Raw genomic sequence first — 17,814 nt, 5'->3', positions numbered from 1 at the left:
CCACACCTGGCTCACAATGGGCCGGGTGAACGACGTGCCCGCCTCCTCCGCCTCCGCCTCCGCCGAAGCCCCGGCCGGGGTCCCCGCGCCCCTCGCGGTCCTGCTCTCCCCCGAGGGCCGTGCCGTGCTCGACGCCGTACGGGAGTACGAACCGGCCGGTGAGCTGGCGCTGGCGACCCGGCTGCGCCGCGACCACCCGGCCGGACTGGTCTCGGCGGCGCTGGCCCAGGCCGCGCTGCGGCGGCGCGCCGTACCCAAGTTCGGCGCGGCGGACGCGGAGCGGATGTTCTTCACACCCAACGGGGTCGAACAGGCCACCCGCGCCCCGGTCGCCGCCCACCGGGCCGCCCGGCTCGCGGGGAGCGGGGTGCGGTCCGTCGCCGATCTGTGCAGCGGAATCGGCGGCGACGCCATCGCCCTGGCCAGGGCGGGGATCCGGGTCCTCGCTGTGGACCGCGATCCGCTGACCGCCGCCGTGGTCCGGGCCAACGCCGATGCCCTGGGCCTGGCCGGGCTGATCGAGGTGCGGTGCGCCGATGTCACGGAGATCGACACCGAGCCGTACGACGCGGTCTTCTGCGATCCCGCCCGGCGGGGCGGCCGGGGCCGGGTCTTCGACCCGGAGGCGTACTCGCCGCCGCTGTCCTGGGCGCTCGACGCGGCCCGCCGCCGCCCCGTCGCCGCCCTCAAGATCGCCCCCGGGGTGCCGCACGAGCTGATCCCGCCCGACTTCTCGGCCGAGTGGATCTCGTACGAGGGCGAGGTCAAGGAAGCCGTGCTCTGGCGCGGTACGACCGACCCGGCGCCGGGCGGTGTCACCGCGACCCTGCTCTCCGGCGACGGCTCCGAGCCGTATGCCCTCACCGGGCTGGGGCTGCCGAACCCGCCGGTACGGCCCGTCGGGCGCTATCTGTACGAGCCCGACGGCGCGGTCATCCGGGCCCATCTGGTGGCCGAGGCGGCGGCCGGGCTCCCCGACGGCGGCCTGATCGACGAGACGATCGCGTTCATCACATCGGACGAGCTGCGGGCGCTGCCGTCCGCCGCCGCGTACGAGATCACGGACGTACTGCCGTTCAACCTCAAGCGGCTGAAGGCGCTGCTGCGCGAACGGGCGGTCGGCACACTGACCGTGAAGAAGCGGGGATCGGCGGTCGAACCCGAGGAGGTACGGCGGAAGGTGAAGCCGAGCGGGCCGAACGCGGCGACGGTCATCCTGACCAGGGTGAGCGGGGCGCCGTCGATGCTGATCGGGCGCCCGGCGGCGGCGGGCCCGGGGTGACGCGGGGTGACACGGGGGAGCTTCGACGGTACGCCCGGCCCGGGGTGCGCCCGGATCAGCGGTGCGCGCCCCCGGGGCGGCTGGCGGCCGGGACCGGATCGAGGGTCCGGGCCAGCCAGCGCAGATGCGCGACCGTGTTCACCAGGCCCGCGAGCCCGGCGAAGATCGGCACGATCCCCGCGCCCAGGACGTAGACCAGGGTCGAGTACGGGGTGCGATGCCCCTCCTCCAGGGCGCCGGAGAGCGTGCCGCAGACCAGGAAACCGGCCGCCACACAGCCCAGGGACACCAGCAGCCAGCCCGCGTTGAGCCAGCCCCGGCCGAACCGGGCGTCGCCGCGCGGATCCCGGTCGAGCGCCGTCCACGACCGCAGCAGCCCCCGTACGGCCCGGTCCTCCCGGAACTCCGCCGCCACAACGGCCAGCGTCGGTACCAGGATCGCCACCCCGACCAGGCCGACGAACGCGGCGAAAACCAGATTGAAACCGTCCAAAGTGTCGTCGACGGCCCGGAGGCCGACGCCCACGAGCGCCCAGCCCGCCTCGAACGCCGCCACCACCAGCAGCAGACCGAGCAGCCGGACCGGGCCCACCGACTTGCCGACCAGCCGTTCGAGCACCCGCCGCCGCTCGTCGAGCAGGGCGACGCGGTCCGGCCAGGGGGATATGTCGTCCGGGTCCGGTGGCGGTGAGGGCAGCTCAGACATGCGCGGAGACTAGCGGACCCGCCTCCGGCGAGGCCCCGGGCCCCGAAGTGCCGGGCCGTAGCCGGCGGCCTGGTGTTCTCGGCGGTCTGCGGACCGCCGGTGGCTTGTCGCGCAGTTCCGCCCCCTGTGCCTTCGGCGATGGGGGACCCCCAGCGCCTTGGCCCTCCGGGTTGCCGCCTCAACAATCCGGGTCTCGCCCGGCGGCCTGGTGTAGTTCGCGGTCCGCACCACCATCGTGGCTCGTCGCGCAGTTCCGCCCCCTATGCCTTCGGCAATGGGGGGACCCCCAGCGCCTTGGCCCTCCGGCTGAGGTCCACAACCCCGGCCCGCGCCCGGCGACCTGATGTTGTTCGCGGTCCGCACCACCGTCGTTGCCGGTCGCGCAGTTCCGCCCCCTATGCCTTCGGCAATGGGGGGACCCCCAGCGCCTTGGCCCTCCGGCTGAGGTCTACAGCCCCGGGTCCCACCCGGCGACCTGATGTTGTTCGCGGTCCGCACCACCGCCGTGGCTGGTCGCGCAGTTCCCCGCGCCCCTAATAGCCCTCCCCCGCACCGGCCCTGAAAGGAGGGTCGGGGGGCGGGTGGGGGGAGGTGGCGCGGGTGAGGAAGAGGGCGCGTTCGCGCGCGTTGCGGGACAGCGCAGCCGCCCGGCGGAATTCCTCCGCCGCCTCCTCCGTGCGGCCGAGCCGGGCCAGCAGATCGCCCCGTACGCCCGGCAGCGGGTGGTACTCCCGCAGCCCCGGGTCGTCGGCGACCGCGTCGACGACCGCGAGTCCGGCCTCGGGGCCGTGGGCCATTCCGACGGCCACGGCCCGGTTGACCTCCACCACCGGGGAGGGCGCGACGGCGGCGAGCCGCCCGTACAGCGTGGCGATCATGGCCCAGTCGGTGTCCTCGTACCGGACCGCGCGGGCGTGGCAGGCGGCGATCGCGGCCTGGAGCGTATAGGGCCCCGGCACCGCCCCGGCCCTCGATCCCGCCGCGCCCGCGCGGTCGAGCGCCGCGAAGCCGCGCCGGATCAGCAGCCCGTCCCAGCGGGCCCGGTTCTGGTCGGCGATCAGGACGGGCTCGCCGCCGGGCCCGGTCCTGGCGGGGATCCGGGACGCCTGGATCTCCAGCAGGGCGGCGAGCCCGTGTACCTCGGCATCGTCCGGCAGCAGCCCGGCGAGGACCCGGGCCAGCCGCAGTGCCTCCTCGCAGAGCGCCGGACGTACCCAGTCGTCGCCCTTGGTGGCCGAATAGCCCTCGTTGAAGACGAGATACACGACTTCCAGTACGGAGCCGATCCGGGCCGCGCGGTCGGGCCCGTACGGCACTTCGAACGGCACACCGGCCCCGGCGAGGGTGCGTTTGGCGCGGACGATCCGCTGGGCCACCGCCGGTTCGGAGGCCAGGAAGGCGCGGGCGATCTCGTCGGTGGTCAGTCCGCCGAGGAGTCGCAGGGTCAGGGCGATCCGGGCCTGGGTCGGCAGCACGGGATGGCAGGCCGTGAAGATCAGCCGGAGCAGATCGTCGTCGATATCGGCCTCGGTGCCGGTGTCGTCCGAAGGCTCCGGCGGCGGCGGTTCGGCGGTCTCCCGCGCCCGGCCGACCTCGGCCAGCTTGTTCGCGTAGTTCTCCCGGCGGCGGACGAGATCGATCGCCCGGCGTTTGGCGACCGCGACGAGCCAGGCCCCGGGTTTCGCCGGGACCCCTTCGGCCGGCCACTGTTCGAGCGCGCTGACCAGGGCGTCCTGTGCGATCTCCTCCGCCGTTCCGACGTCCCGGACGATCCGTGCCGCCGCGGCGATCACCCGCGGCTGCTCGATCCGGAACACCGTTTCCACCGCACTCGCCGCCGTCACGGCCACCCATCAGAGCAGCCGTGGACGGCGACGGCAAGCCGGACCGGGCGCGCCCCGGAACTCGGTGCGGGGCCCGGGGCGGGACCCGGTGCGGGGTCAGCCCTCGTCGGTCATCTCGGTGATCTGGCGGACCTCGCAGGTCACGGTCCAGACGTCGTCGTGGACCTTGAGGAAGCGGTTCGCCCACTCCACGGCCTCGGCCATGTCCTTGGCCTGGATGATCGAGTAGCCGCCGACGACCTCGGTGGACTCGGTGAAGGGGCCGTCCGTGTACGAGAGCTTCCCGCCGGACCAGGTGATCCGGCGGCCCTCCGAGGTGGGGGCGAGACCGGCGGTCTCCAGCATCACCCCGGCCTCGGTGATCTCCTTCAGGAGGGCCCCCATCCGCTCACCCATCTCGGGGGAGAAGCCCTCCTCGGGCACGTTGTTCTCGTCGACTCGGACCAGGGTCAGAAAGCGGGGCATGACAGGCTCCTCGTTGGTTCGGATGAGAGTTCGCGCGGGGTGTTCTTCCCGCCTCTCACCCTTCCGTCGATCGAGGTACGACGTTTTCGACACGACCCGCGAAAAAACTTTTCAGCACCCGAAAAGCCCAGTTCAGGACCGGTCCCTGCCGGGTTCAGCCGACGCCGAGCGACTCGAACCGCCAGCGGTGTACGGGCCGGGAGACCAGCTCCGCCGGGGGGTCGGGCAGCTCGGGCAGCTCGGCCCGGAGCCCTTCGGCCGTCCGCCACCAGCTGATCACCAGGACCCGGTCGGCTCCGGCGCCGAAGGTCTCCCGCCGGTCCGGGCCGGGCAGCGGCCGGCTACGGGCCCAGGCCAGCAGTTCGGCGCCCCGCCCGGGGGCCGCCTTGGCCTCCCACATCAGGGCGACCAGGCCCCGGCCCGCCGCTTCGTCGGTCGCCGCCGTGCCCGCTTCCGTCGTCATGACGTCTCCCCTCGGCCCGGACGGGCCGTCACGAGTACAGGTTCTTCTTGCTGATCTCGTGCACATGGTCGTGGTCATGAGAGTGACCGTGACCATGGGAATGGCCGTGTTCGTGCTCCGCCGCCCCGGCGCCCGGTACATGCGGTTCCGTCACCGGCAGCGACGAGTCCGCCGACAGTTCCAGATCCGACGGGGGCCGGTTGCGCGCCACCATCTCCGCGCCCAGCGCCGCGACCATCGCCCCGTTGTCCGTACAGAGCTTGGGCCGGGGCACCCGCAGCCGGATGCCCGCCCGCTCGCACCGCTCCTGGGCCAGTGCCCGCAGCCGCGAGTTGGCCGCCACGCCGCCGCCGATCATCAGATGGTCGACGCCCTCGTCCCGGCAGGCGCGGACGGCCTTACGGGTCAGCACGTCCACGACCGCCTCCTGGAAGGACGCCGCCACATCGCGTACCGGCACCTCCTCGCCAGCCGCCCGCTTCGCCTCGATCCAGCGGGCCACGGCCGTCTTCAGCCCGGAGAAGGAGAAGTCGTACGCCGGGTCGCGGGAGCCGGTCAGTCCGCGCGGGAACGCGATCGCGGCCGGGTCGCCCTCCTTCGCCAGCCGGTCGATCACCGGCCCGCCGGGGAAGCCGAGGTCCAGCACCCGGGCGATCTTGTCGAACGCCTCGCCCGCCGCGTCGTCGATGGTCGAGCCCAGGGGCCGGACGTCACTGGTGATGTCCGGCGCGAGCAGCAGCGACGAGTGGCCGCCGGAGACCAGCAGGGCCATCGTCGGCTCGGGCAGCTTGCCGTGCTCCAGCTGGTCGACGCAGATATGGGAGGCCAGGTGGTTGACCCCGTACAGCGGCTTGCCGAGGGCGTAGGCGTACGCCTTGGCCGCCGCCACGCCCACCAGCAGCGCGCCCGCCAGACCGGGCCCGGCGGTGACCGCGATCCCGTCGAGGTCGCGGGCCGAGACGCCCGCGTCCTTCAGGGCGCGCTCGATGGTGGGGACCATGGCCTCCAGATGGGCGCGGGAGGCGATCTCGGGGACGACGCCGCCGAAACGGGCGTGCGTGTCGACGCTGGACGCCACGGCGTCGGCGAGCAGGGTCGTCCCCCGGACGATCCCGACGCCGGTCTCGTCGCAGGAGGTCTCGATACCGAGGACCAGCGGTTCGTCAGCCATCACTCAACATTCCTTCGCGGTGCCGCGCACCTGGTGGCGCATGACGAGCGCGTCGACATTGCCCGGCTGGTAGTAGCCGGGCCGGATTCCGATGGGCTCGAAGCCGAAGCGCTCGTAGAGCTTCTGGGCCCTGGTGTTGTCCACCCGTACTTCGAGCAGGATCTCCTCGCACTCGAAGGCGGTGGCGTGCCGGATGAGATCGGTCAGCAGCCGTGCGCCGAGGCCGGTGGACCAGCGGTCGCGGGCGACGGCGATGGTGAGGACGTCGGCGAGGCCGCCCGCCGCGCCGAGTCCGGCGTAGCCGGTGATCCGGCCGGTCCCGGGCTCCTCGGCGACCACGTAGTGGCGGTTGGCCCGGGGCCCTCTGGCATGGGCGAGATCGCCCCAGAACATCCCCGGTGACCAGGCGTCCTCGGGGAAGAGGTCGTTTTCCAGGACAAGTACTTGTCCGAGATCCCACCAGCGCATCCCGCGCAGGACGGGCCCGGAGGCGGGCTCCGCGTCGGCGCCGGAGTCCGTGTCGGGGGCCGTGTCGGCGCCGGGGGCCGGAGCCGCTGCGGGCTCCGCGACAGGAGGGGGTCCGGGGTCGGCCCGGCCGTCCCCGGCCGGATCGTGCGGGGCGGTCACTGCGGGGTGACCACCTTGTAGTTCTTCGGCACCTGCGCGTCCGGCCGGCGCAGATACAGCGGCTGCGGCGGCAGGAACACCGCCGACGGCTCGCCGGACTCGGCCTCCCGGGCCAGTTCGTCGGCGGCCAGCGCCGCCAGGGCGGCGGCCGACACGTACTCGGGCCCGGGCAGCACGGTGGTGAAGGCGTCGGGGTAGAGCAGGGCGCCCGCGCCGACGGCGGGCAGGCCCGCGACCCGGTCGGCGAGGTCCGCGGGCCGGTCGACGGCCGGGCCCTCGACCCGGGCGCGCGGGGAGTCGTACCGGGCCCAGTAGACCTCCTTGCGCCGGGCGTCGGTCGCGACCACGAACGGCCCTTCGAGGCCCGCGTCACGTCCGGCGGCGTAGGCGATCCCGTCCAGCGTGCAGAGCCCGTACACGGGCACGCCCAGCGCCGAACCGAAGGTCGCGGCGGTCACCAGGCCGACCCTCAGCCCGGTGTAGGGACCGGGGCCGACCCCGGTCACCACGGCCGTGACGGCGTCGAGCCCGACCCCGGCCTCGGTCAGGACCCGGTCGACGGCGGGCAGCAGCAGTTCGCCGTGGCGCCTGGCGTCCACCCGGCTGGACTCGGCGACGACGTTCGTGCCGTCGTGGAGGGCGGCGGTGACGGCGGGCGTGGCGGTATCTACGGCGAGCAGGAGCACGCGAACAGCCTACGGCTCCCGCGACCCGGGCACGGCTCCCCCTCCCAGGGGGGAGCCTGCTGCTACCGTCGCCACGGAGACATCCCATGCGACAGTCGTTCAGTCGTTTCGACACCCCGGAGCCGATCCGGAACGAAACGGATCAGAAACGGATCAGAACAGAACGGCACCGGTCAGGCCGGAACGGATTCGGAACGGAAGACGGACCGAACCGTCCCGCCCGGCCCGGACGTCGGCATGACGGAAACGACGGACCCGGAGAGCCGGAGAAGACCGAAAGGTGGCGCAGGTGGCACGCAGCTCGGGACTGGTGGCCGGGCTCACGGCAGCCGCTCTGGCGGGTGTCGGTTTCCTCGCCTACAAGGCGGAGGCCAGCGTCTCCGACATGAAGGCCAGGCCGGGGGCGAATACGAGCCCGGGGAAGACCGCGCCCAAGACGCCGGTCAACCCGCTGGCGCTGCCCACCGGATCGGGCTCGGGCGAACGGGTGGTCTACGGCCTCCAGTCGCGCCGCGTCTGGCTCGTCGAGAACAAGACGAACAAGGTCAAGCACACCTTCCAGGTGATGCCGTCGACGGTGAACCCGAAGCCGGGAACGTACTCGGTGACCTCGCGCGCGGGGAAGATCCCCGGCTCCGACGGGGTGGCGATCGAGCACGTGGTGCGGTTCGCCAAGGCCGACGGGGTGACGATCGGCTTCAGCGCGGCGGTCAACGGCTCCATGGCGGCGCCGAACCCGAAGAAGAAGACCGGCGGCGTACGGATGACGCGCGCCGACGGCGATGTGATCTGGAGCTTCGCGACGGTCGGGACGAAGGTCGTCGTCATCCCCTGACCGGTCGCGGCCGGTCGCGTACGGGCGGCGAGAACCGCCCGTACGGAGGACCCGGCGGGCGGGGCGTTCCGTACCTCCTCGGCGGTACGAGTACGGCTCCGGGCGCACCCGCGCACCGGCCCGGCCCGATGGTCAGGCGGCGTCGCGGTGGACCGGCGGACGGTTCCCGTCGGCACGGGTGCCCGGCTCGGCGTGCGCCGCCCCGCCCGTACCGTCGTAGTCGCGTTCGTGGTCGTAGGTGTGATCGTGCCCGGTTTCGTCGTGGAGCCGGGGCGGCGTGGAGACCGCCGTCGCCGCCGCGCAGGAGGCCAGCAGGTCCCGCATGGACGGCGGCTGGGGCGGCCGGTGCCGCCGGGACGGCCGGAGTGCCGTGTCGCGCTCGGATGCCATGGCTGCCTCCCAGGTCACGAGGACCGGTTCGGTCGACGGTCATCGGTCGACGGTCGGGTAGTTAGGTACACCTAACCAAGCGTCCGTACCATGTCACCACGCCCGGCACGCCCCGCGCAACAGTTTCCCGACGGCTTGTCGGAATATCCGGGGAATCCGGCCCCGGACACCGCCCGGGACCGTGCGCCACCGGACGCGAGGCACCACCGGCAGGACGAGACGACGCCCGAGCCGTTGAAGAACGCCTTACGCCTTCGCCGCGCCGACCAGCCGCCCTGATCCGGGCACGACGCCTCCGCCGCGTACGGCTCGGCACCGGTGCCCGCCCGGTGTCGCCCGCGTACGACTCGTACGACTCCGGGCGGCGCGCACGGAGCAGGGCCGTCGTCAGAGCGACCGCAGATCCGTCTCCGTCCAGCGCGCCCCGTACCCGGTCAGCGTCACGGTCCGGCGGTCGTCGTCCGTGTCGCCGACGACCCGGTGGATCACCACATGGAGCCGGTCGTCCGACAGGTCCTCGACCTTCCCGTCACCCCACTCCACCACGACCACCGAATCCGGCAGGGAGACGTCGAGATCGAGATCCTCCATCTCGTCCAGACCGCCGCCCAGCCGGTAGGCGTCCACATGGACGAGGGCCGGGCCGCCGGTCAGCGGCGGATGGACCCGGGCGATCACAAAGGTGGGCGAGGTGACCGCGCCCCGTACGCCGAGGCCCTCGCCCAGGCCCCGGGTCAGGGTCGTCTTTCCGGCACCCAGCTCGCCGGTGAGCATCACCAGATCGCCGGGGCGCAGCAGCTTCGCCAGCCGTCGCCCCAGGTCGCGCATCTCCTCGGCCGATTCGACGGCGAGTCCGGCGGCGGCAGCGGGGGCGGGGACGGCGTCAGCCGGGTTGTGCGGTGCTTCCATACGGGCCAACGTTAGCCGCTGCCGGTACCGCCCCGGCGCGGGCGAGCAGATCCGCCAGCCGGTCCGTGACGGCCTCCGGGTGCTCCAGCATCACCAGATGTCCGGCGTCCGGCACGATCACCAGCTCGGCGTCCGGCAGCAGATCGGCGATGGACTCGCTGTGCGCGCTCGGGGTGACCAGATCCTTGTCCCCGGCCAGTACCAGCACCGGAAGATCGGCGAAGACCCCCAGGTCACCAGTCTTGTCGTGTTCGTAGAAGGCGGGATAGAACTCGGCGACCACATCGATCGGGGTCAACTCGATCATCCGCTCCGCGAACCGCGCGACCGCCGGATCGACGTCGCGGGACGAGAACGAGTACCGCTTGATCAGCCCGGCGAAGAGGTCGGCCGTGGCCCGGCGGCCCCGTTCGACCAGCTCGGCCTGGGATCCGAGAGCCCGCAGCACCTGCGGCAGTACGCGCCGTACGGCCGCCACGCCCGCGACCGGCAGCCCGTAGTTGACCTCGCCCAGCCGTCCGCCGGAGGTGCCGACGAGAGCGACGGCCACGACCCGGTCCCGGACGAACTCCGGATACTGCGAGCCCAGCGCCATCACCGTCATCCCGCCCATCGAATGCCCCACCAGCACCACGGGCCCCTCGGGGACCGCCGCGTCGATCACGGCCTTCAGATCCCGGCCGAGCTGGTCGATGGAGACCGGCCGCCGGTCCGGCCCCTGCTGGGCCGCGCCCCGCTCCGACCTGCCGTGGCTCCGCTGGTCCCAGTGGACGGTACGGACCAGCCCGCGCAGGGCGGCCCGCTGGAAGTGCCACGAGTCCTGGCTGAGGCAGTAGCCGTGGCTGAAGACGACGGTGACCGGGGCGGGCGCCTTACGGCCGAAGAGCCTGCGCCGACGCGGCCCGGCGGCCTGCGGATCGAGATCGTCGACCTCGTAATAGAGGAGGGTGCCGTCGTCGGCGACGGCCTTCCCGGGGACGCCGCGCACCGATCCGTACGGGCCGGTGGCGTCGAGGGCGAGCCGGGCCTTCTTGCGGACCCCCCGGCTGACGGTGAGCCGTTCGACGGCGACGCCCACGGCCGCGCCCGCCGCGATCACCCCTATCGCGGCGCCCGCGATCCCGGCCCGGCGCCAGGGGCCCGTCCCGGCGGAGACCGCGGCTGCGGCCAGGGCGTCCCCCGTACTGGTCTCGGTCACCGTGCGGCTCCTCCTGGTCGTCCTGCTGGTCGTCCCGGCCGGGCGGGGCGTCCTCGTCGGCCGGGTCGTCGTCCGTCTCCGTGGCACCACGGTCCGCGGTCGGGGGGCGGGGACGGGCATCGGCCCTCCCGCTTCTTCCGCGCGGACCCGGTTCTCAGGCCGAGGGCGGCGTGCCGCCGTTCGGATCGGCGGGCGTGCCGGTGCCGGGCCCTGTGTCGGTGTCGGTGTCGGGCCCGGTGTCGGTACCGACGTAGTGGCGGGGCACCCGCTGGCCGATCCGGGTGACGATCTCGTACGCGATGGTGTCCGAGGCCCGCGCCCAGTCCTCGGCCGTCGGCTCACCCCGGTCCCCCGGGCCGAACAGCACCGCCTCCGCGCCCTCCTGCACCTTGTGCCGCCCCAGGTCCACCACGAACTGGTCCATGGCGACCCGCCCGGCGACGGTGTGCAACTCCCCGCCGACCAACACGGGCCCCCGGCCGGAGGCATGACGCGGAACGCCGTCCGCGTACCCGACGGGGATCAGACCGAGAGTCGTCTCCTCGCCGGTGACATAGGTGTGCCCGTAGCTGACGCCGTGTCCGGCCGGAACGCCCTTCACCAGAGCGACCCGGGCCGAGAGCGTCATCACCGGCCGCAGCCCCAGCTCCCGGGCCGTACCGACCTCCGGCGACGGCGAGACGCCGTACATCGCGATCCCCGTCCGCACCAGGTCGAAATGGGCCTCGGGGAGAGTGAGCGCGGCCGGGGAGTTGGCGATGTGCCGCACCTCCGGCTCGATGCCCTGCCCCTCCGCGTACGCCAGCATCTCCCGGAACATGTCCAACTGGAGCCGGATCGACGGATGCCCCGGCTCGTCGGCGCAGGCGAAATGCGACCAGACCCCGGTCACCCGGACCGCGCCGGACGCTTCGGCCGCGCGGGCGGCGGCGACCAGTTCGGGCCAGTCACCGGGCTGGCAGCCGTTACGGCCCAGGCCCGTATCCGCCTTCAACTGGATCCGGGCCGGGCGGCCGGCCTCCCGGGCTGCGGCGACCACCTCGGCCAACGCCCACATACCGCTGACCGACATGTCGAGCCCGGCGTCCACGCCCTCGCGCCAGGGGCCACCCGGCGTCCACAGCCAGCACATCAGCGGCCCGTCCAGCCCGGCGGCGCGCAACGCGAGCGCCTCCCACGGCGTCGCCGTCCCCACCCAGGCGGCCCCCGCCTCCCGGGCGGCCCGGGCACAGGGCAGGGCGCCGTGCCCGTAGGCGTCGGACTTCACCACGGCCATCAGCGCCGCGCCGCCGGTCCGGGCGCGCAGCGTCGCGACGTTGCCGCGGAGCGCGCCGAGATCGATCTCGGCGCGGGCGCGGGAGAAGCCTGAGGTGGTGACGGTGTCGTTCATCCCCCCCAGTCTCTCAGAGGCCCCGCCGGGTCCTTCCGGAGCGCCGCGTCCGGGCTGCCGGGCCTGATGTTTTTCGGGGGTTGCCGCACGTCTGTGGCTGGTCGCGCAGTTCCGCCCCCTGTGCCTTCGGCAATGGGGGGACCCCCAGCGCCTTGGTCCTCCGGGTTGCCGCCGGGCCGCGCCCGGGGGCCTGATGTTGTTCGCGGTCCGCGCCACCGTCGTGGCTTGTCGCGCAGTTCCCCGCGCCCCTATGCCTCCGGCAATGGGGAGACCCCCAGCGCCTTGGTCCTCCGGGGCACCGCCCCAAGACCCGGGTCTCGCCCGGCGGCCTGATGTCGTCGGCGGTCTGCGGACCGCCTGTGGCTGGTCGCGCAGTTCCCCGCGCCCCTAAATGCTCTCCCCGGCACCGGCCCTGAAAAGTGGGGACCCGCCTCTTGACGAGGGCAACGAGGAGGGCAACCCAGGTGGCGCTGGGGGTCCCCCCATGCCGGAGGCATAGGGGGCGGAACTGCGCGAGCAGCCACCCGCGGTCCGCGGACCGCGAACAAGAATCAGTGGCCGGGCGCGGCCCGGGGAGTTCGGGGCGGTGCCCCGGCGGGCCGAGGGGCTCGGGGGTACCCCACCCCCGTGCACCCCCGGCGCCGGAGGCGGGGCCGCGGGCTTCAGAGGGACTGGATGTCGCGCCACGCCGCCGGGAGCGTCGAGGCGATGTCGGGGGCCGTGACCGGCGTGCCGCCCCGGGTCGCCGCCGTGCGGGCCGACAGGCCGTGGAGGTACGCCGCGGCGGAGCCCGCGTCCCGCGCGGGGAGGCCCGTCGCGAGGAGGGAGCCCGCGAGGCCGGAGAGCACGTCGCCGGAGCCCGCCGTCGCCAGCCATGGCGTGCCCATCGGGTCGGCCCGGACCGGTACGGCCGGGTCCGCGTCGGCGATCAGGGTCGTGGAGCCCTTGAGCAGGACCGTCGCCCCGTACCGGCCCGCGAGTTCCCGGACGGCGGCGAGCCGTCCGGCCTCGACCTCGGTGCGGGTGGTGCCGAGGAGCGCCGCCGCCTCGCCCGCGTGCGGGGTGAGCAGGGTGGGCGCGGCGCGGTCCCGCACCAGGCCCGGTTCGTCGGCGAGGCGGCGCAGTCCGTCCGCGTCGACCAGTACGGGAACGGGCGCCGCGAGGATCTCTGCGACGGCGTCGAGTTCGTCGCCGAGTCCGGGTCCGACGACCCATGCCTGGACGCGCCCCGCCTTCCCCGGCGGGCCCGCGTGGACCAGGGTCTCCGGGTAGCGGGCGATCACCTGGTCGGCGGCGTGCCCGACGTACCGTACGGCTCCGGCGCCGCCCCGCAGCGCGCCCGCGACCGCGAGGACCGCCGCCCCCGGGTACCGCGCGGAGCCCGCGGCGATCCCGACGACGCCGCGCCGGTACTTGTCGTCGGCCGTGCCCGGCCGGGGCAGCAGCCGGGCGACGTCAGTGTGCTGGAGGGCCTCCAGCGCCGGTACGGACGGCAGTACGCCGCCCAGCCCGATGTCGACGAGGTGCACCGCGCCCGCGTGTTCGCGCGCCGGGTCCACGAGGAGCCCTGGCTTCTCCGTGCCGAAGACGACGGTCAGATCGGCCCCGAGCGCCTCGCCGCGCACCTCGCCGCTGTCGGCTTCGACGCCGCTGGGCAGATCGACGGCGACGATCACGGCCCGGGAGCCCCGGGCGGCCCGGGCCACGGGCACGGCGTCGGGGCGGAGTCCGCCGCGACCGCCGATCCCGGTGATCCCGTCGAGTACGAGGTCGGCGGCGGCCAGGACCTCGTACGGATCGTCGGCGACCCGGCCGCCCGCCGCGAGCAGCGCCGCGAGGCCGCCGGGGTGGGCCCGGTCGGGGGCGAGGAGTACGGCGCTCACCCCGGCGCCCCGGCGGGCGAGCCGGGCGCCCGCGTGGAGCGCGTCGCCGCCGTTGTCGCCGCCGCCCGCGAGGACGACGACGCGGGACCCGTAGACCCGGCCGCCGGGCCCCCCGCCCGGTCCGCCCCGCAGGAGCCGGGCGCAGACGGCGGCGAGTCCGGCGGCGGCGCGCGCCATCAGGGTGCCGTCGGGGAGCCGGACCATCAGTTCGGCCTCGGCGCGGCGGACGGTGTCCACGGTGTGGGCGGTACGCATGCTCCGAGTCTCCCCCAGGCTTCGCCGCGCCGCGCTCCGTTTGTGGCTGGTCGCGCGGTTCCGTCCCCTGTACCTCCGGCAATGGGGGGGACCCCAGCGCCTTGGCCCTCCGGCTGAGGCCCACAACCCCGGGTCCCGCCCAGGGGCCTGATGTTGTCGGCGGTCCGCGCCACCGTCATGGCTTGTCGCGCAGTTCCCCGCGCCCCTAAATGCTCTTACCGGCACCGCCCTGAAAGGGTTTCCGGTCTTGGAGGGCCCGTCTCTTGGGAGGAGCGGTCAGGAGGGCAACCTAGGGGCGCGGGGAACTGCGCGGGCAACCACGACGGTGGCGCGGACCGCGAACAACACCAGGCCCCCGGGCGCGACCCGGGTAGTCGGCGACGCCGTGGAGAGCCAAGGCGCTGGGGGTCCCCCCATCGCCGAAGGCATAGGGGGCGGAACTGCGCGGGCAACCACGACGGTGGCGCGGACCGCGAACAACACCAGGCCGCCGGGCGCGACCCGGGTAGTCGGCGACGCCGTGGAGAGCCAAGGCGCTGTGGGTCCCCCCATGGCCGGAGGCGTAGGGGCGGAACTGCGCGAGCAACCAGCCGCGGTCCGCAGGCCGGGGAATACCCGATGGCGCCGGGCGTGACCGGGTAGCCGACGGTCCCCAGAAGAAGCACGGCGGCCCCTGCGACCGCTCACCGCGCCGCGCAGGTCGCAGGGTTGACGTGACCTCAAGTCGAACTTAGGTTTGCCTTACCTAAGTGGTCGTGAACGTCTCGCGACCACTCCCCGCCTTCCCCGAAACCGAAAGGTGCCCCCACCCATGCGCTCTGCCGCCACCAAGGCCCCCCGCAAGGCCACCCGTACGGCCGCCCGCGCCGGTGTCGCCGTGCTCGGTGCCGCCGCCCTCACCATGGGCCTCGCCTCCTCCGCGTCCGCGGCGACCGTGACGAGAACGGTGGTGGACGGGGCGACGTACAACCTCTCGCTCACCGCCCCGAACACGGCTGCGGCGACCGGGCAGAACGTCACCGTCAGCGGTACCGGCTACAACCCCTCGCAGGGTGTCTACGTGGGTCTGTGCGCGGTGCCCGCCGGGGTGAACGTCACCGACCCGTCGACCTGGAACTCCAAGCCGACGCCGTGTCTCGGCGGCCAGGACCAGGCCGGTACGACGGGCGCGTCGCACTGGGTCAACAAGGACTGGTACTGGATGGCGCCGAACAACTCCTCGCCGTACACGGTCGCGGCCGGCCGCGGCAGCTTCTCCGTCCAGATCCATGTCAAGGCGCAGATCTCGTCCTCCGTCACCTGCGGCCAGGGCGGCGTGACCTGCGCGATCGTCACTCGCGCCGACCACTTCGACACCAATGACCGCAAGTACGACGTCTACGTCCCGGTGACGTTCTCCTAACCCATGCCCACGCGCACCAGAAGCGCCGGACGCCTCGTGGCCTTCGCCGCGCCGTTCCTGTTCGCCGCCGCGGCCCTCACCGCGGCGGCGCCGGGAACGGCCGCGGCGGCCACGCCCGGCGAGGCCACCGGGCCCACCGGCCAGAAGCTGACCGTCTCCGAGACGGCGAATATCGATCCGGCCGGACAGAAGGTCCGGGTCTCCGGCACCGGTTACGACGTCACCAAGGGCATCTACCTGGCGGTCTGCCGGGTTCCCGAGCCCGGCGAGCAGCCCAGCCCCTGCCTGGGCGGCAGCGATTTCTCCGGAAGTTCCGGTTCCTCCTACTGGATCTCCAACAACCCGCCGCCCTACGGCGAGGGCCTGGTGAAGAAGTTCACCGTCGGCGGCGACGGCAAGGGGAGCTTCACCCTCGATCTGACCCTCAAGGCGAAGGACAGCGGCGCGGACTGCACCCAGGCCCGCTGTGCCGTCGTCACCCGGGCGGACCACACCCATATCTCCGACCGCGACCAGGACGTCATCGTCCCGTTCAGCTTCGCCACGGGCGGCGGCACGCCCTCGCCCGAGGTCCCGGCCGGGACCGTGAAACACCGGGCCCTGGGGACCATCACCCCGCCGGTGGGCGGCGCGGACCACGCGGTGGCCGACCCGGCGAAGGGGCGGCTGTACGTGGCGAGCAACAGCGGCACCGAGCAGCGGCTGACGACCTACGACACCACCACGGGCAAGGCCGTCGGCACGCCCGCCGTACTGCCCGGCGCGGTCTCGGCGATGGCGCTGGACTCCGGGGCGGGCGCCCTGCATCTGGCCTTCGACGAGCGGCTGGCGACCTATAACACCAAGAACGGTGTCCTGAAGGACAAGGCGTGGCTGGACGCCCATGTGAGTCTGCTGGCCGTCGACCCCGCTGCCGGGCGGGTCTACGCCGCCGAACCGTCGAGGAGGTCGGTCACGACCTTCACCACCGGGAAGACGGCGTCCGCCGACTGGCAGCGGACCGGCGCACCGGCCGTACTCCGGTTCCCGCCCGCGGGGCTGGCCGTCGACACCTCGGCGGACCGCGCGTACGCCACCTATGTCGGACCCAACACCTCCACCTCGCCGATGACGTTCCACAACATCCTGAACGGCATCGACGGGAAGACCGGCGCGCTCACGAGCGAGCTGAGCCTGGGCACGTCGGCGCTCGGCAGTATGGGGGTCACGGTCGACCCGAAGAGCCGTACCGGCTATGTCGCCAATCTGGCGGCGGGCACGGTCCTCACCGTCGATCTGGCGGCGAACAAGGTCACCGACACCCTGCCCGCGGGGCCCAACCCGAAGGCGATGGCGTTCGACGAGACCACCGGGACGCTGTACGTGGCCAGGACCCAGGCGCCCGAGGTCGCCGCGATCGAGGTGCGGACCGGGAAGACCGAGGTACTGGAGGTCGGCGACAAACCCTCCGGGATCAGCCTCGACCCGACGGCCCACGGCGTCTTCACCGTCGCCGACGGCAAGGTGACCCGTACCCAGCGGCAGGTCTCCCCGGCGGTGACCGGGGCCCCGAAGGCGGTCACGGTCACGGCGGGCAAGAAGGCCGAGTTCACGGCCGCGGCGACGGGCGTCCCGGCGCCCGTCAACGGCTGGGAGGTCAGCTCGGACGGCTCGACATGGCTGCCGATCGCGGGCGCCTCGGGCCCGAAGCTCTCCTTCGCCGCGGCGAAGGAGCACGACGGGAACCGCTACCGGGCGGTCTTCTCCAACCCCGTCGGGTCCCTGCGTTCCGCCCCGGCCGTACTGACGGTGAAGGACGCCGCGCAGGAACCGCCGCCTGGTTCGTCCGGCGGCTCGTCCAACGGTTCGTCCGGTTCGTCCGGCGGCGGCTCGTCCGGCGGCTCGTCGGGCGGCTCGTCCTCCGGCGGCTCCGGCGGCCACTCCACGGGCGGCGGAGACGGCGGTACGACGGGCACCTCGGGCGGCGGCTCGGCAGGCGGCGGTTCCACCGGCGGCACCGTCGGCGGCTCCACCGGCGGATCGGGCGGCGGATCGCTCGCCTCCACCGGTACGAACGCCTTCGCCCTCACCGGCGCGGCGGCCGGACTCGCGGTCGCGGGCGCCGTGGCCACGTTCCTGGTCCACCGCCGTCGCAGGACGGCCTGACCCGGCCGGGACACCCCACCGGCCGGAACACCCCGGCCGGGACGGTCCGCGCGCCTCTGCAAGGCTCGCGCGGACCGTCCCGGCCCCGTGCCCCCCGCGGGACCCATCGGTGCCGCCGCCCTCCTCCCTCCCCGGGGAACGGGCGGCGGCATCGGTGTTCGCG

At 73.8% G+C, this 17,814-nt stretch carries 16 protein-coding genes; 4 read left to right on the top strand and 12 right to left on the bottom strand.

Annotated elements, in window-relative coordinates; genetic code table 11:
- Positions 1 to 16 precede the first annotated feature (16 nt).
- Complete coding sequence (locus AB0G74_RS22605; RefSeq protein ID WP_361149101.1) at positions 17 to 1,282, top strand: methyltransferase domain-containing protein; 1,266 nt, start codon at positions 17 to 19, stop codon at positions 1,280 to 1,282.
- Positions 1,283 to 1,337: 55 nt separating this feature from the next.
- Here AB0G74_RS22605 and AB0G74_RS22600 read toward each other — a convergent pair whose 3' ends face one another.
- The 7 genes from AB0G74_RS22600 to tsaB all read right to left on the bottom strand — a co-directional run bounded on the left by AB0G74_RS22600 (position 1,338) and on the right by tsaB (position 7,244).
- A complete protein-coding gene (locus AB0G74_RS22600; RefSeq protein WP_361149017.1) occupies positions 1,338 to 1,988 on the bottom strand; it encodes a hypothetical protein in 651 nt (216 codons plus the stop codon).
- 533 nt (positions 1,989 to 2,521) lie between these two features.
- Entirely contained in the window at positions 2,522 to 3,832 is a 1,311-nt protein-coding gene (locus AB0G74_RS22595) for an RNA polymerase sigma factor (RefSeq protein WP_361149014.1), read from the bottom strand.
- 96 nt (positions 3,833 to 3,928) lie between these two features.
- A complete protein-coding gene (locus AB0G74_RS22590; protein ID WP_361149012.1) occupies positions 3,929 to 4,297 on the bottom strand; it encodes a YciI family protein in 369 nt (122 codons plus the stop codon).
- A 154-nt stretch (positions 4,298 to 4,451) separates the two neighbouring features.
- Complete coding sequence (locus AB0G74_RS22585; protein WP_361149009.1) at positions 4,452 to 4,760, bottom strand: hypothetical protein; 309 nt, start codon at positions 4,758 to 4,760, stop codon at positions 4,452 to 4,454.
- 28 nt (positions 4,761 to 4,788) lie between these two features.
- Positions 4,789 to 5,934 (bottom strand): tRNA (adenosine(37)-N6)-threonylcarbamoyltransferase complex transferase subunit TsaD, encoded by a 1,146-nt coding sequence (gene tsaD, locus AB0G74_RS22580; RefSeq protein WP_361149006.1) that lies wholly within the window; start codon positions 5,932 to 5,934, stop codon positions 4,789 to 4,791.
- Positions 5,935 to 6,399: a ribosomal protein S18-alanine N-acetyltransferase gene (gene rimI / locus AB0G74_RS22575; protein WP_361149098.1), complete on the bottom strand. Its 465-nt coding sequence runs from the start codon at positions 6,397 to 6,399 to the stop codon at positions 5,935 to 5,937.
- Between the two features lie 155 nt (positions 6,400 to 6,554).
- Complete coding sequence (tsaB, locus tag AB0G74_RS22570) at positions 6,555 to 7,244, bottom strand: tRNA (adenosine(37)-N6)-threonylcarbamoyltransferase complex dimerization subunit type 1 TsaB (protein ID WP_361149004.1); 690 nt, start codon at positions 7,242 to 7,244, stop codon at positions 6,555 to 6,557.
- Positions 7,245 to 7,533: 289 nt separating this feature from the next.
- On the opposite strand from tsaB, the gene AB0G74_RS22565 reads away from it, so the two are divergent.
- The gene (locus AB0G74_RS22565) at positions 7,534 to 8,079 is read left to right on the top strand and encodes a hypothetical protein (protein ID WP_361149001.1); all 546 of its coding nucleotides are present in this window, start codon (positions 7,534 to 7,536) and stop codon (positions 8,077 to 8,079) included.
- A gap of 132 nt (positions 8,080 to 8,211) precedes the next feature.
- Here the strand turns inward: AB0G74_RS22565 and AB0G74_RS22560 are convergent, their stop codons facing one another.
- From AB0G74_RS22560 to AB0G74_RS22540, 5 genes are all read right to left on the bottom strand, one after another.
- The gene (locus AB0G74_RS22560; RefSeq protein WP_361148998.1) at positions 8,212 to 8,469 is read right to left on the bottom strand and encodes a hypothetical protein; all 258 of its coding nucleotides are present in this window, start codon (positions 8,467 to 8,469) and stop codon (positions 8,212 to 8,214) included.
- Between the two features lie 387 nt (positions 8,470 to 8,856).
- The gene (tsaE, locus tag AB0G74_RS22555) at positions 8,857 to 9,378 is read right to left on the bottom strand and encodes a tRNA (adenosine(37)-N6)-threonylcarbamoyltransferase complex ATPase subunit type 1 TsaE (RefSeq protein WP_361148995.1); all 522 of its coding nucleotides are present in this window, start codon (positions 9,376 to 9,378) and stop codon (positions 8,857 to 8,859) included.
- Positions 9,353 to 10,576, bottom strand: coding sequence for an alpha/beta hydrolase (locus AB0G74_RS22550; RefSeq protein ID WP_361148992.1), 1,224 nt, complete (start codon positions 10,574 to 10,576; stop codon positions 9,353 to 9,355). The genes tsaE and AB0G74_RS22550 overlap by 26 nt, the downstream gene beginning before the upstream one ends.
- A gap of 154 nt (positions 10,577 to 10,730) precedes the next feature.
- Entirely contained in the window at positions 10,731 to 11,966 is a 1,236-nt protein-coding gene (alr, locus tag AB0G74_RS22545) for an alanine racemase (protein ID WP_361148989.1), read from the bottom strand.
- Between the two features lie 662 nt (positions 11,967 to 12,628).
- Complete coding sequence (locus AB0G74_RS22540; protein WP_361148986.1) at positions 12,629 to 14,104, bottom strand: NAD(P)H-hydrate dehydratase; 1,476 nt, start codon at positions 14,102 to 14,104, stop codon at positions 12,629 to 12,631.
- A gap of 811 nt (positions 14,105 to 14,915) precedes the next feature.
- Here AB0G74_RS22540 and AB0G74_RS22535 point away from each other — a divergent pair.
- Together AB0G74_RS22535 and AB0G74_RS22530 are read left to right on the top strand one after the other, a co-directional pair.
- Entirely contained in the window at positions 14,916 to 15,506 is a 591-nt protein-coding gene (locus tag AB0G74_RS22535; RefSeq protein WP_361148983.1) for a hypothetical protein, read from the top strand.
- Positions 15,507 to 15,509: 3 nt separating this feature from the next.
- Positions 15,510 to 17,651, top strand: coding sequence for an endoglucanase (locus tag AB0G74_RS22530; protein WP_361148981.1), 2,142 nt, complete (start codon positions 15,510 to 15,512; stop codon positions 17,649 to 17,651).
- The last annotated feature ends 163 nt before the right edge of the window (positions 17,652 to 17,814 follow it).

This window comes from Streptomyces sp. NPDC020875 (assembly GCF_040641415.1).
Classification (GTDB): domain Bacteria; phylum Actinomycetota; class Actinomycetes; order Streptomycetales; family Streptomycetaceae; genus Streptomyces.
This window is presented reverse-complemented; position numbering and strand designations above follow the sequence as displayed.